The 14,006-nt window shown below is 70.1% G+C and carries 13 protein-coding genes; 7 read left to right on the top strand and 6 right to left on the bottom strand.

The window, feature by feature from the left end:
• Positions 1–28: 28 nt before the first annotated feature.
• The gene (locus WME79_RS29755) at positions 29–871 is read left to right on the top strand and encodes a CPBP family glutamic-type intramembrane protease (protein WP_437521712.1); all 843 of its coding nucleotides are present in this window, start codon (positions 29–31) and stop codon (positions 869–871) included.
• A gap of 128 nt (positions 872–999) precedes the next feature.
• Here WME79_RS29755 and WME79_RS29750 read toward each other — a convergent pair whose 3' ends face one another.
• Both WME79_RS29750 and WME79_RS29745 read right to left on the bottom strand, forming a co-directional pair.
• Positions 1,000–1,761, bottom strand: a complete 762-nt coding sequence (locus WME79_RS29750; RefSeq protein ID WP_437521710.1) for a hypothetical protein — start codon at positions 1,759–1,761, stop codon at positions 1,000–1,002.
• Positions 1,762–1,883: 122 nt separating this feature from the next.
• Entirely contained in the window at positions 1,884–2,645 is a 762-nt protein-coding gene (locus WME79_RS29745) for an SDR family oxidoreductase (protein ID WP_437521708.1), read from the bottom strand.
• 295 nt (positions 2,646–2,940) lie between these two features.
• Between WME79_RS29745 and WME79_RS29740 the strand changes: the two genes are divergently transcribed.
• Complete coding sequence (locus WME79_RS29740; RefSeq protein WP_437521706.1) at positions 2,941–3,138, top strand: hypothetical protein; 198 nt, start codon at positions 2,941–2,943, stop codon at positions 3,136–3,138.
• 84 nt (positions 3,139–3,222) lie between these two features.
• Here the strand turns inward: WME79_RS29740 and WME79_RS29735 are convergent, their stop codons facing one another.
• Entirely contained in the window at positions 3,223–4,473 is a 1,251-nt protein-coding gene (locus WME79_RS29735; protein ID WP_437521704.1) for an SLC13 family permease, read from the bottom strand.
• Positions 4,474–4,527: 54 nt separating this feature from the next.
• Here WME79_RS29735 and WME79_RS29730 point away from each other — a divergent pair, with 54 nt between their 5' ends.
• Positions 4,528–5,070, top strand: coding sequence for a hypothetical protein (locus WME79_RS29730; protein WP_437521702.1), 543 nt, complete (start codon positions 4,528–4,530; stop codon positions 5,068–5,070).
• A 109-nt stretch (positions 5,071–5,179) separates the two neighbouring features.
• On the top strand, positions 5,180–6,238 hold the full coding sequence (holA, locus tag WME79_RS29725) for a DNA polymerase III subunit delta (RefSeq protein WP_437521700.1): 1,059 nt from the start codon (positions 5,180–5,182) through the stop codon (positions 6,236–6,238).
• 42 nt (positions 6,239–6,280) lie between these two features.
• On the opposite strand, the gene WME79_RS29720 is transcribed toward holA, so the two are convergent.
• On the bottom strand, positions 6,281–7,264 hold the full coding sequence (locus tag WME79_RS29720) for a hypothetical protein (RefSeq protein WP_437521698.1): 984 nt from the start codon (positions 7,262–7,264) through the stop codon (positions 6,281–6,283).
• 1 nt (position 7,265) lies between these two features.
• Complete coding sequence (locus WME79_RS29715) at positions 7,266–9,044, bottom strand: MutS-related protein (protein WP_437521696.1); 1,779 nt, start codon at positions 9,042–9,044, stop codon at positions 7,266–7,268.
• A gap of 269 nt (positions 9,045–9,313) precedes the next feature.
• Here WME79_RS29715 and WME79_RS29710 point away from each other — a divergent pair, with 269 nt between their 5' ends.
• The 3 genes from WME79_RS29710 to WME79_RS29700 all read left to right on the top strand — a co-directional run bounded on the left by WME79_RS29710 (position 9,314) and on the right by WME79_RS29700 (position 13,025).
• The gene (locus WME79_RS29710; protein ID WP_437521694.1) at positions 9,314–10,135 is read left to right on the top strand and encodes an STAS domain-containing protein; all 822 of its coding nucleotides are present in this window, start codon (positions 9,314–9,316) and stop codon (positions 10,133–10,135) included.
• Positions 10,136–10,235: 100 nt separating this feature from the next.
• Positions 10,236–11,141 (top strand): polyphosphate kinase 2, encoded by a 906-nt coding sequence (gene ppk2 / locus WME79_RS29705; protein ID WP_437521692.1) that lies wholly within the window; start codon positions 10,236–10,238, stop codon positions 11,139–11,141.
• 345 nt (positions 11,142–11,486) lie between these two features.
• Positions 11,487–13,025 (top strand): CYTH and CHAD domain-containing protein, encoded by a 1,539-nt coding sequence (locus tag WME79_RS29700; RefSeq protein ID WP_437521690.1) that lies wholly within the window; start codon positions 11,487–11,489, stop codon positions 13,023–13,025.
• A gap of 164 nt (positions 13,026–13,189) precedes the next feature.
• On the opposite strand, the gene WME79_RS29695 is transcribed toward WME79_RS29700, so the two are convergent.
• On the bottom strand, positions 13,190–13,873 hold the full coding sequence (locus WME79_RS29695; protein ID WP_437521688.1) for an HAD family hydrolase: 684 nt from the start codon (positions 13,871–13,873) through the stop codon (positions 13,190–13,192).
• Positions 13,874–14,006: the final 133 nt, after the last annotated feature.

Here is a 14,006-nt window from a genome sequence, read left to right as displayed (position 1 = left end):
GGGGCGCCGGCGGTGATAAGCACGGCGCGTGATCGGACGCTTTTTCCGCCGGATCTGGCAGGAGTACGTCATCGACCTGCGCGATCGGCTCGACGCCGAGGCGGCGCACCACAGGGCCACCACGCCCGCGGGGGAGGTCACCCGCCGGATGGTGTGCGTGTTCCTCACCGTCATCGGGGTGCTCATCTTCGTCCGGTTCGCGGGCAACGAGAACGACACGCGCTGGATGGTCGATGGCCTGCGCGTCGTGGGCCTCGACGGCGCCTCGGCGAGGCTCCACGACGCGCTGAACACGTCGCCGGATCGCCGCTTTCACCAGCGGATCGTCTGGGCGCTCGGCCGCCTGGTCGGTTATCTGATACCGACCCTCGTCGTCGCGAAGTTCGTGCTGCGGGCGCCGATCCGGAGCTTCGGCCTGCGCGTCCGCGGGACGGCGCGGCACCTGCCCGTCTACGGCTTCCTCTTCGCCGTCATGGCGCCGTTCCTCTTCGCCGCGTCGCTCTCGCCGGCCTTCCAGGCGAAGTATCCCTATTACAAGCTCGCGCCGGGCGAGGGCCTGTGGCCCTGGCTCTGGGCGTGGGAGGTGCTCTATGCCGCCCAGTTCATGGCGCTCGAGTTCTTCTACCGCGGCTTCTTCGTCCACGGGATCCGCCGCGTGCTCGGCTACTCCTCGATATTCGCCATGATGGTGCCTTACGCGATGATCCATTTCGGCAAGCCGCTGCCCGAGGCGCTCGGCTCGGTGCTCGCCGGGTTCATCCTCGGCACGGTGAGCCTGAAGAGCGACTCCATCTGGGGCGGGTGCGCCATCCACATCGTCGTCGCGACGTCGATGGACCTGCTGTCCCTGGCCCATCGCGGCCTTCTTTAGCTCCGCCCGCGCGGCGCGAGCGCCGGCCCGCCGAAAGCGTGTGATCCGAGCGAAGGTCTTCGGGGCGAGGCCGTTCTCAGCGGTGAGCACATCGATAAGCCGGCGGTGGCCGATGCCGAGCGTGGCCGCTACGTCTTCGCTGTCTTGACGCGGTACTCGATGGTCACCGTGTGCAGGTGCAGATCGCCCGGGGTCCGCGTGGTCGGGTGCGTGACCGGCCCGCCCTTCAGCAGGTGATCGAAGTCCGCGGCCGTGAGCGTCACCTGGTGGTTGTGCCCCGTGAGGCCCTGGAGGTCGTAGGTCTTCTCCACCTTCGCGGCCATGTCCTCGGCGGTGACCACGATCTCGTGCTCGTCCTTGCCGCTCGACGAGAACTTGACGACGCTCACCCACTCCGGCGGATCCTCGGCCGGGGCGCATCGCACCAGGACGTAGTGCGCGTGGCCGTACGTCGTGCTCTTCGCCCGCACGATCTTCCCCTCTTGCAGGCTCTTCATGTCGTCGGCGGAGAGCGTCACGGCGTGGGTATGGCCGGAGTTCCCTTTCAGATCATAGGTCTTCTCCGCGCCGGCCATCACGTCGGCCAGGGTCACCGTGAGCACGTGGCCGTGATTGCGGCCCACCCTTCCGATGACCCGCGTGAACGAGACCTGCGGCGGCTCCTCCTTGGCAGGAGCCGCGGCCGCATCGGCGCCCTTGTCCTCGGGCGGCGGAGGGCTGTTGTCCGCGGTCGCCGCCGGTTCCGGCGCGACGACCGCTGCCTTTTCACCGGCGGGAGGGGCCGTCCCGGTGGTGGGCGCGGGTTGCGGCATCGGGGCGCTCGCGCCGCACCCCGTGAGCGGCAGCGTCGTCAGGGCCGCGCCGAACCGGAGAATCTGTCGCCTGTCCATCGTGGTCCTCACGCCGTCGAAACCGCTTGATCTGATTGAAGAGTCGCTGCTCGATTCGACGTCCAACGCTGGTTTGCATCCGACAAGCACCATCGCTGGGCCTCCGGACCAGCGATGGATGCTCAGGCCAGGGTCCTGCCGCCGTTCACGGACAGCTTCTGGCCCGTGATGAACTCGGCGGCGTCGGACGCGAGGAAGGCGACGGCCTCGGCGATGTCGTCCGGCGTGCCCATCCGCCGGAGCGGGTTGCTCGCCCGGTAGGCCTCGATGGCCTCGGCGCTCGCGCCCTCCTGGATGTGGCGCTCGACGACGACCCAGCCGGGGGACACCTGGTTGACGGTGATCCCGTGCGGGCCGAGCTCCATCGCCCAGGAGCGCGTGAGGCCGAGCTGCGCGCCCTTCGCCGAGACGTAGCTGGAGAACTCAGGGACGCCCTGCTCGAAGACCTCGGACCCGACGTTGATGATCCGCCCCGACCGGCGCTCCTTCATCCCCGGGACCACCGCCTTCGCGAGGAGGACCGGGCTCTTCACGAAGAACTCGAGCTGGTCCAGGCAGTGCTTCCAGGTCAGGTCCTCCAGCTTCACGAACGGCTGCGGGCCCGTCGCGTTGATCACGAGCACCTCGATGGGGCCGAGGCGGGCCTTCACCTCGCCCACGAGGCGGGCGACCTCCTGCTCGTCGCGCACGTCGGCCCGGAACGCCTCGGCCTCGCCGCCGCCCTGGCGGATGTCCTCGACCACGCGGGTCGCCGCCTCGCGGCTGCCGAAGTAGTTGACGGCCACCCGCGCGCCCGAGGCGGCGAGCTTGCGGGCGATGGCCGCCCCGAGGCCGCGGGAAGCGCCGGTGACAAGGGCGACTCGTTTGGAAAGTTCGTGCGCCATTCAGGCTTCTCCAGGAGATGGGTGACCGCGGTTCGCTCGCCGCTGCAAAGGAGATCGGCGCACAGGCGCGCCTCCGGGGGCCTGCCTGCCGCGCGGACCGCTCGCCGCGCGGTAGGTAGGTGGGTAGGTAGACAGATGGTCGAGGTCGGTCACCCCAAGCTGTAAACGAGCAGGATCCAGCAATACAAGATTTTTCCGCGCAGAAGCTTGATAATGGGTCTTTCCAGCAGCACAGTTGAAGTTTTTCAATTCAATCCACTGCTGGGCCCACGGGGGGTGGTGTACGCTGGGCCACATGAACAAGCGCACGATCCGGCAAGCCTTGCGGTTCCTGGTGATGCTCGCGATGGGGCCTGTGTTCTGTGCTGCCGTGGGGATCACGGTGATCCACGCGTGGCTCGACGGGCGGCGCAGGCCGCCAGCGCGGCGTCCTTTCTCCCGCGCGGGGGTGCGGTATCGCCGCCTGCGCCCGCGCGAGCAGGCGCCGCTGTGATCGGCGCGGTGCTTGCTCCGAGAGGGAGAGCGAGAGGGCGGCGTGGCGGGGTGGGGTGGCGGCGTGGCGGGGTGGAAGCGCGGCTCAGCGTACGATGAGGAGCCAGGCGAGCGCCGCGGCGGTCGAGGCCAGCGTCACCGGGACACCCACCCTGGCGTAAGCGCGGAAGCCGATCTCGCGCTCCGCGCCCACCGTCTCCACGACGATGATGTTGGCGACCGAGCCCAGCAGCGTGAGGTTGCCCGCGAGGGTGGACACCAGCGCCGTCGTGATCCAGGCGAGGTGCGGATCGGGCTGGCTGCGGATGTACGAGTCCGCCAGAAGGATGAAGGGGACGTTGGAGACGATCTGGCACCCGACGAGCATCGCGATGCTCAGCCCGAGCAGGCCCAGCGTCGGCCCGGCGGGGAGGAAGGGGCTGGCCGCGCGCAGCGCCTGCTCGGGCATGCCGGTCTTCTGGAGGCCCGCCACGACGACGAAGAGGGCCCCGAAGAAGACGAGCACGGTCCACGACACCCGCTCGAACAGGGCGTTCGCGTCGCGCCGGTGAAGCAGGATGACCGCGGTCGCGCCGCCGATCGCCGTCCACGCCAGGTTCGCGCCGAGCACGAACATCACGGACACGACCGCGATGCAGGCGAGCGGGGCGAGGGCGCTCGGCCGGGCGCCTCCCGTCGGCGCGGGCTCGGGCGTGGGCTCGGGCGCGGGCGTCCGCACCGAGATGCGGCGCCGGAGCAGCAGGTGCAGCGTCACGGCCGTGACGGCGAGCCCGATCAGCGCGGCGGGGCCCGCCTCCAGCAGGTACGTGCGGTACGAGATGCCGGAGAGGTGGCCCACCAGCATGTTCTGCGGGTTGCCGGCCAGCGTGAGCGCGCTGCCGGCGTTGGCGCCCATCGCGAGCGCGAGGAGGTACGGCGCCCGCTCGAGCCCTGCGCGCCGGGCGGTCCGGTCGACGAGCGGCGCCAGCATCACGCAGACCGAGTCGTTCAGCAGCACCGCGGAGGCGAGCCCGGAGCCCACCGTGACGAGGTAGAGCAGGCGGACCGGCGACAGATCCCGCTGCGCGACCCACGCGGCGGCGCGCTCGAACACCCCCGCGGCGTCGAGCGACGCCGCCAGCAGCATCATGCCGAGCAGGAGGCCGATGGTGTTCGGTTCGATCGCCGCGAACGCCTCGCGCGGGTCCAGGCCGGCGCCCGGCTGGATCGAGCTCAGGAAGACCATGGCGCACGCGCCCGCGAGCGCGCCGGCCGGGCGTCCGATGGGCAGGATCGACAGGCGCCGCGCCGCGATGAGCATGTACGTTGCGGCGAATACGAGCAGGACGGACCACACGGCGCGGATCTAGTGTGGTCGGGGGGGATCCTGTCAAACTGGGAATGCCAAGGCATGGGCAGGCAGCTCTCGACCCCCAACGCGATCCTCCTTGGCAGCGCCATGATCGCCGCCGCGGTCTACCTCGGCCTGCGCCACGGCCCAGCCGGCGTCCCCACGGACCCGCGCCCCGCCGGGGGAGCGCCCGCGCTGCCTGCCGATGCGGCGTCCTCCGCCGGGCCGGCGGCGCGGGCGCCTGGAGCGGGCGCGCCGGCACGCCTGCTCCAGGCGCCCGCACCGGCGCCGCAGCCCGCGCCGATCGTGCCGCGCGACGAGGTCGCGACGCAGGCGGCGCGGGCGCTCGAAGCGCACCGGCCGGCCCTGATCGAGCGCTGCTACAAGCCGGCGATCGCGGCGCAGCCGGCGCCGCGCGGGGTGAAGTACGTCTTCAACCTCACGTTCGACCCGCAGGGCCGGCAGCTCGCGCGCGGCATCATCGAGGACCGCGAGGCGTCGCGCCCCGAGGTCACCGCCTGCCTGGTCGACGCGCTGCCGTCGGTCGCCGTCGCGCCGCCGGGGGCGAACGTGCGCGTCGACGTCCCGTTCTCGCTGCCGTGATCGAGGGGAGGGCCGGGCGCGCGGGCTCGCCGGCGCCGGGAGCGAGCGCGGCGCCCTTGACGCACCCGCCTGAACGCCCGATGCCGGAGCGGTGACGCCCGACCAAGCCTTGAAGGAAGCGACCACCGGCGCCCTCCGCCCGGTCTACCTCGTGCTGGGAGAGGAGCGCTGGCTGGTCGATCGCGTGGTGAGCGCGATCCGGGAAGCGGCGGCCAAGGGGGGCATCGCTGGCTTCAACGAGGACAAGTTCACCGCGGGCGACGCGCCTATCGAGTCGATCCTCGGCGCCGCCCGCATGCTGCCGATGATGGGCCCGCGCCGCTTCGTGCTCGTCCGCGGCGTCGATCGCTGGGAGAAGAAGGACGAGGGCGACGACGGCGAGGGGGACGACGAGCGCGGCGCGAGCGGCGCGGGTGGTAAACGGGGCGTGTCGAAGCAGCTGAGCCCGCTCGACGCGCTCGCGGAGTACGCCAAGGCGCCGTCGCCGAGCGCGGTCCTCGTGCTCGTCGCGACGAAGCTCCACGGCCAGCGCCGCCTCGTCACCGCCGCCAAGAAGGGCGATTTCCTTGTCGCGTGCGAGCCCCTGAACCGCCGCGCCTTGCCGGGCTTCATCGCGACCGTCGCCCGCGAGAAGGGCAACCCGATCGCGCCCGACGTGGCCGATCAGCTCGCCGAGCTCGCCGGGCCCGAGCTCGGCTACGTCGTCGACGCGCTCGAGCGGCTCTCGCTGTACGTCGGGCCGAAGCAGCCGATCACCGAGGACGCGATCGCTCAGATCGTCATCCGCATCCGGCAGAGCACCGTCTGGGAGCTGATCGACGCGCTCGGGAAGCGGCGCCTCGACCGCGCGCTCGCGGCGCTCGCCGACGCCTACGATCCGCGCGACGGCGGGCTGCGGCTGCTCGGGGCGGTCTCGTGGTCGGTGCGGCAGATGGTGAAGTTCGAGTCGGCGCTCGCCGCGGGCGCGAGCCAGTCCGAGGCCGCCCAGCGCGCGGGCGTGGCCCCCTTCAAGGCGAACGACGTGGCGCAGTCGGTCCGCCAGCTCCCGAAGGGCGCGCTCGCCGGCTGGATGCGCGTGCTCGCGGAGACGGATCTCGCGCTGAAGAGCAGCCGCCGCCCAGCGCAGGCGGTGCTCGAGACGATGCTGATGGAGATGTGCGCGCGCTGAGCGGGGCTCGGCGACAGCCTCGCGATCCCGGGATCGAAGCCTTCACTCCTCGACGCTGCGCCGCACCGCGAAGGCGAGGCCGCAGCCTTCGATCTGCTCGCGATGGAGCACGCCCATTGGCGAGAGCCCTTGCTCGTCGACCCGCCGGCCCACGCGCAAGAGGACCTTCTTCGCGGCAAGATCCACGAGCGAGACGCGCGCCGAGCTCGCGGACGTCGTGCTCTCGGCCGGGCTTTCGGCCACGATGATCAGCACCTCCGCGCCGGCCGCCTTCTTCGCCAGCTCGATCGGGGATTGATCCAGCTCCTTGCGGTGCCTCTTCACCGCCGCGACGTCGCGGGCCGCGCGCACCGAGCCCTCGAACACGGGGCCGAGCACCGCGAGGCCGAGCCGCGCCTCGGCGAGCCGGCGGACGTTCGCTGTCTCCTCGTCGACCTTGGTCCCGCCGAAATACACGCCTCGCACCTTCGTGAGCAGATCGCGCTCCGAGGGCGAGGGCGGAGGCTTCAGGAGGCACAGGAGGAACGCATCCTTGTCGGATCCGCGCGCGGCGTCCTCGATCCCGCGAGCGTCGCGCAGCTCGGCGCGAGGAGCGCGCACGTACACCGCGGGCCGGCTGAGCAGGGCGTCGAGGGCCCCTGGAGCGCGGAGCGAAGGGTCGACGACCTCGGAGGGGTCCCCGTCGCTCGCGGCCTCGCCGATCCAGCGATCCGTGGCCTCGACGAAGCCCTCGTAGCCCGCCGGGAACCCCGCGCGGCGCTCGTCGAGCAAGGCCAGCAGGGCGCGCCGTTCGGCCTCGACGGCGCGGCGATCCTGGACGTACATCGCGATCGCGAGGAGCACGACGGCCGCCGCCGTCAGCAGGGTGAGCAGCCGCGCGCGACCGAGCCGCTTGTCGCTCGCGAAGGTCCCCTTGATCCCGGCTCGAGCCGCGTGATGGCGCGCGCGCGTCCGGTGGCTGGCGGCCCGCTCCACGCGCGCGCGGAGCGCGGGGTTCATCCGCTCGGTCGTGAGGAACGTCGCCACGTCAGCTCTCCCCGGAGGGACCCGCGTTCGCGGAGTCCCGACCCACGATGGAAAGCGCTCGGGAGGCGAGCTGGTTGCGATCGATGTTGCGATCGATGAGGCCCTCGAGCTCGCCGCGGGTCACGCCGAGCCGAGCCGCGGCCTGGGCTGCGAGCGAGGTCGCGGCCACGCCGTCGACGAACTGATACGTGGGCTTCTGCGCTGCGTCGAGCTCGACCTGGACGAAACGAAGGTTCCTGATCGCCTTCTCCCGCTCGAGCCGCGCCGCGAACGTCAGGAAATGCGTGGTGATGAACGCCTGCGGGCGGAGCTTCTCGAGCAGCGTGACGACGAGCTCGAAGATCTCCTCCCCCTCGGACGGGTTCGTCCCCGAGCAGAGCTCGTCGAGGATCACCATCGCTCCCGGGCCGAGCTCCTCGAAGAGCGCCCGGATCCGGAGGAGCTCCATGCCGAGCCGCCCCTCGCTCTGATCGAACTTCGTCTCCTGGATGAGCGACACCACGAGCCCTGGGACGCGGGCGACGCTCGCCCTGCGCGCCGGCACGAACACGCCTGCCTGCGCGAGGAGCTGCGTGAGCGCCACCGACTGGAGCAGGCGCGTCTTTCCGCCCGAGTTCGGCCCCGTGACCAGGAGCGTCGTGTCGGCCCGATCGGTCACGACGTCGCACGGCACCGCCTTCCCTCCGCCGGCGACGAGGAGCGGATTGAAGAGGCCGAGGAGCACGCGCTGGCCCTCCGGGGCGGACCGGAGCTCCGGCAGGCAGACCTCGAGCCCCGCCGCTTCGGCGAGATCCCGGAAGCCGAGCGCTCCCAGGTAGACCTCCATCTCTCCGACGAGCGGGACCAGCTTGACGACCTGATCCTCGATGCCCTCGAACACCGCGTCGACGAGCCTCGCCATGACCTCTCCGTCGCCAAAGCTGTACCCGCGGAAGAACATCTCGAGCTTCGCGAGCCAGCGCCGCACCGGCGACAGGACGAACGGGTTCTCCTGCCGCTCCCGGACGGTCACGACGTCGAAGCCTCGGATACGGCCGTCGGCGCCGACGCGGATGTCCAGGCGGAGCGTCGCGAGGTGCTCGTCATAATCGAGGAGATCGGCCATCGATCGATATCCCTCGGTCGCCTGCACCGCCTGGCCGAAATCGCGCAGCCGGGAGAGGCCCGATCGCGCGCCCTCGAACGACTCGCTCATCAGGTCGAAGACCTCTTTGACGATCGCGAGCACGTCGAGCTGCCTCCGCGTCGGATCGAACTTCTTCCCTGCCACCGCGCCCTCGAGCGCGCCCCGCAATCGGCATGAGGCCGTGTAGAGCTTCTCGAGCTGCCTGCGAAACGTGGGTGAGCCCGAGAGCTCGTGGAGGATCCCCCTCCGGAGCTCGGTCACGCGCATGTCGCTCGGGGGCCGGGAGAGGACGCGGAGGATGAACCCTCGGTTGACGACGGCCTCGTGCCCCCCGACACGGACGCGGAAGCACCGGGCAACGAGCTCCTCAAGGAACAGGTCCGGCGCGAAGCTCTTCGGATCCCACGTGGAGGGCGCGATGGGCGCCCGATCGAGCGCCTGGCTGAAGAGCCCGCCGGAGACGCCGCTGGTGAACGCGAACGAGAGGGCCTGTCGCAGCTCGTCGAGATCGGTCCGCGCGGGCGGGTCCACGAAGAGCAGGCTGGGGGTCTTGTCCGTGGACGGGAGGGCGGGCGCGTAGGGCACGTCGGGCCTACGGGGCTCGGGCGGGCGGGCGATGCTCTCGGTGGGAACCTGCGCACGGATCGGGTGCATGAGCAGGCGACCCGCGCTCGCAGGAAAAGTTCCCGCGCGCAGGGAACACCCATGAAAATAGTAACGCCGCGCGCTGCCGTGGTGGCATCAGGCTTCTGGGGACGAACGCTTTACAGTACGATGTCCGTTCGCGTGCTCGGTCGCGCTCCCGAGCTCGACACGCGATGGCGCACGATCCGATGTGCGCGACCCCTGGAGCCTACAGCATGCCCGACTACCCGCCGCTGTCCTCGTTGAGCATCTTGAGCGTCCTCGATGATATTCCTGAGATGTCCTACATTTACCGTGACGATGGGATGCTGATGGCGATGAACGCCACCTGCGAGCGGCTCACCGGGGTCCCACGAGCGGCGGCGATCGGCGTGTTCAACCTGTTCGCGAACGAGGCGGTGATGGGTCCGGCGCTGATGCAGGGCTATCGGAGCGCGTTCCGCGGAGAGACCCAGATCCTCCCCCCGACGGAGATGCGGCTGGAGAAGCAGCAAGCGGTCGACTTCGAGATCCGCTCCTCGTTGACATGGGTCGAGACGCTGCTCATCCCGCTCGAAAGAGCTCCGGACGGCACCGCACCGTATGTGCTGGGAATCCAGCGCGACGTCTCGGCGCTCGTCCACACGCGCAACGAGATCGAGGCGGCGAAGCAGCAGATCGACTTCCAGCGCGACACGATCGCCTCGCTCGAGGCTGCGCGGAAGGAGATCGAGGCGCAAAAGGTGACGATTCACGCGCTCTCGACGCCCGTGATCGAGGTCTGGGACGGCATCGTGACGCTGCCGCTGCTCGGGCACTTCGACGCCGAACGCGTCAACAGGATGACCTCGGAGCTGCTCGACGCGGTCGTGCGGACACAGGCCCGTTACGTCATCCTCGATCTCACCGGCATCGCCATCATCGACACGGCCACCAGCGACCATCTCCTCCGGATCGTCGGCTCCGTGGGGCTCCTGGGTGCAACAGGGGTCCTCGTGGGCATCCGGGCCGATGTCGCCCAGACGCTGGTCGGCCTCGGCGTCGGGCTCGACCACCTTCGGCTATACCAGAATCTGCGCCAGGCGTTGAAGGCATGCATGCGCGAACAGGGGCTCTTCTGAGATGACATTCTGTTGTTCTGAAAACTTCAACTGTTTGTCATTCTTGGTGAATGTCCCGTGAACCCGCGCTGCGCTATCATCGAAGCCTCGAGGTAGAGGCATGCAAAGCGACGAGTTCATCCGCCGGCAGCAGGCCGACGTGATCGACAGTTACGACGAGGAGCTCGAGCTGGAGCTCGAGGACCGCCCGTTCGACGCCGACGGCAACGAGGTGCCGCTGAGCCTGCTGGAGAAGCAGGAGCGGCGGCGCTACTTCCGCGAGCTGCTGCGCCTGCAGGGCGAGCTGGTGAAGCTGCAGGACTGGGTGGTGACCACCGGGCACAAGCTGGTGATCTTGTTCGAGGGCCGCGACGCGGCCGGCAAGGGCGGCGTGATCAAGCGCATCACGCAGCGCCTCAACCCGCGTGTGTGCCGCGTGGCCGCCCTGCCCGCCCCCAACGACCGCGAACGCACGCAGTGGTACTTCCAGCGCTACGTGGCGCACTTGCCGGCCGCCGGCGAGATCGTGCTGTTCGACCGCAGCTGGTACAACCGCGCCGGCGTCGAACGCGTGATGGGCTTCTGCAACGACGCGCAGTACGAGGAGTTCTTCCGCACGGTGCCCGAGTTCGAGAAGATGCTGATCCGCTCTGGTATCCAGCTGCTGAAGTACTGGTTCTCGATCTCCGACGAGGAGCAGCACCTGCGCTTCGTCAGCCGCATCCGTGATCCGCTCAAGCAATGGAAGCTGAGCCCGATGGACCTGGAGTCGCGCCGCCGCTGGGAGGACTACACCCGGGCCAAGGAGGTGATGCTTGCGCGCACGCACATCCCGGAGGCGCCCTGGTGGGTGGTGCAGGCCGACAACAAGAAGAAGGCCCGGCTGAACTGCATGGAACACCTGCTCGCGCAGGTGCCTTACGCCGAGGTCGACCATCCAGCCATCGCGTTGCCGGATCGGGTGCGCCACGAGGATTACTCGCGCAGGCCAGTGCCGCGCGAGATGTTCGTGCCGGAGAAATACTGAGGACCTGGCCGAGTTCGAGCCAAACCTGGATGGCGGCCTCAACGCACGCCGACTCGGACGCGGCGGCCACGTGCTTGGTGCACGACGGCTTGCCGTCGCATTTCTTGAAGCTTTCTTCCTCCTGCCCGGGGCACGCCGTGCGCGTACAGGTGATGTCACAGGCGGCCTCGTCCGCTTACCGGTCGCCGTCGCCCGCGTGCTCTAGCAGTTGCGTCATGCGGGCTGGTTTGACGGCATCGCTGCGCTCGCCTTCGGTCGCTTGAGCGGTCCGGACGCCGAAGGCAACACCGCATGCCTCGTGCCGTCCGATGAAGGGGGCGGCACGAGGCATGCACGCGTCCAGGGATGGCCCAGGAAATCGAGATCAAGTTGGAGGTGCCGCCTGCGGCTCTCGAGCGGCTGGAGGCTTCGGCGCGGTTTGGCGAGCGCGCGGGCGAGGTGCGGCGGGAGGAGCAGCGCTCGGTGTATTTCGACACACCGCGGCTGGAGCTGCGCGACGAGGGGGTCGCGCTACGTGTTCGCCACATCGGCGATCGGCGCGTGCAGACCGTGAAGGCGGCTCGGCCGGAACAGGCGCTGGCGCGTCAGGAGTTCGAGCAGGAGATTGAGGGCGACGCGCCCGACTTGAAGCGAGCGCGCGGCGCCGGGCGACGGCTGACGAAGAAGCTCGGGCGCAGGCTCGCGCCGGTGTTCGAGACGCGCGTCGAGCGCACGATTTTGCCGGTGCGGCGCAACGGGAGTGAGCTCGAGATCGCCATCGATCGCGGCGAGATCTGCGCGGGGGAACGGGTGGAGCCGATCAGTGAGATCGAGGTGGAGCTGAAGGGTGGCGAGCTGGGGGCGCTGGTGCAAATGGCTCGGGCGCTGGCCGCCCAATTCGAGGTGCGTTACGGCGTGCGTTCCAAGGCCGAGCGGGGCTACGCGCTGTTCGAGAAGGCGCCGGTGCAGGCGGTGCGGGCCGAGGACATCGAGCTGCCGCGGTCGGTCGACGTGGCGGCGGGCTTTCAGGTGATTGGTCTTGCGTGCCTGCGGCACTTCGCGCTCAACGAACAGGCGCTGCAGCGGGGTGACGCGGAGGGCGTGCACCAGACGCGGGTCGGGCTGCGGCGGCTGCGCGCGGCGATGTCGCTGTTCAAGGATCTGGTGTGTGACGAGGAGACCGAAGAGGTCAAGGAGCAGCTGCGCTGGCTCACGGCGCAGCTCGGGCCGGCGCGTGACTACGACGTGCTCGTGGCAGAAAGTGTGACGCCCCTGAAGCAGTCGGACCCGCATAAGAGCGAGCTCGAGAAGCTCGAGGTGGCGTTGCACGAGGGTCGTCAGGAGAAGCTCGAGGTGGCGCGCTCGGCGGTGGCGAGCGATCGCTGCCGGCAAATTGTGCTGCAGGTCGCGCTGTGGCTGCTGGGCGGCAACTGGACCCGCGACTCGAGCAAGCGGCTGATGCGGCTGCGCCGTCGCTCGCTTCGGTCGATGGCCGGCAGCGTGCTGGCCGAGCGCACGAAAAAGCTGTGCAACAAGCTGCGAAAGCTGGAGGAGCTGGACGGCGAGCAGCGCCACAAGCTCCGCATCGCGGTGAAGAAGCTGCACTACGGCACGGAGTTTTTCGCGACGCTGTTTCCGTCGCGAGCAGGCAAGCGCAAGGCGTTTTTGGCGCTGCTGAAGGAGCTGCAGGACGACCTGGGGAGGCTGAACGACATCAGCATTCACGCAGGCATCGCGCGCGACATCGTGCATCCGACCAGCGCCCTCGCGGCGGCGGCCGATCGCGAGGCGGCGTTCGGCATCGGCCTGGTGACAGGCATCGAGCAGACCGAAGCGCGCGATCTATTGCGCTCCGCCAGCCGAGCGGGGCGCCGGCTCCGGCGGGCGCCGGCGTTCTGGAGCTAGGGCTGGTCGTGGTGGCGGGGTCTACCCTCCGTGTCAGAGAACCTGTCGCCCTATCTGGATCCTCTTCCTGAGGATCAGAACACCGCTTTCGTGATCTCGCAGAGACACTCTGTCGCATCGGCGCCGCAGCGGCCGGGTGGCCGCTCGTCGAGGGATCTCGGATCTCAACCGAGCAGCGCCTCGAGCGCGCCCCTCGCCCGGAGGTCGCTGAAGCTGTGGGTCGGGGCGCAGGCGGCGAGCTCTGCCAGGGCGTAAGTGCCGGTGGCCACGGCGATCGACTCGGCGCCGATCGCCCGGGCCGCCGCGATGTCCTTCGGGGTGTCGCCGATGACGACGACACGGCACGCCGCGAGCGGCGCCTCGAGCATCGCCGCCCCGCGCGCCGCGCCGATGCGCAGGAGCTGGTCGCGGCGCTCGTGATCGCAGCCGAAGCCGCCGAACGCGAACCGCTCATAGATGCCGACCCGCGTGAGCTTCGCCTGCGCCCCGGCGCGGACGTTCCCCGTGCCGAGGCCGACGGCGCACTTCGCGCGCCGGGCGGCGGCGTCGAGCGCCTCGATGACGCCGGCGTGGACCCGGGTGTCGCCGGCGAGCGACATCTCCTGCGCGAGGATCTCGACGTAGATCGCGAGGAGCGCGTCGATGGCGTCCTCCGTGACCTCGCGCCCGACCGTCTCGAGCCCTGTCCGGATGATGGCCCGGTCGGTCATGCCGGCGAACGAGAACGCCTCGCACGCGTCGCGCCGGTCGGCGTACCGGTCGAACGCGCGCTCCATGGCGCGCCGGCCTGCGCCGCCGGTGGAGAGCAGGGTGCCGTCGATGTCCCAGAGGAGGACGGTGGGGCGCATGCCCCCATGCTAGATGCGGCGCGACCGGAGGGCGAGCGCGGAGGCGCGGATCGAGCGCGAGAGGGCGGCGGGCGGCGCGAAGCGGAGCGGCACGCCGCACGAGCGTCGGCGCAGCGGCGCTGGCAGAGCTCGA

The organism is Sorangium sp. So ce726 (assembly GCF_051521405.1).
GTDB lineage: Bacteria > Myxococcota_A > Polyangia > Polyangiales > Polyangiaceae > Sorangium.
The sequence above is the reverse complement of the archived record's forward strand: the minus strand, read 5'-3'. Positions and strand labels throughout refer to the sequence as shown.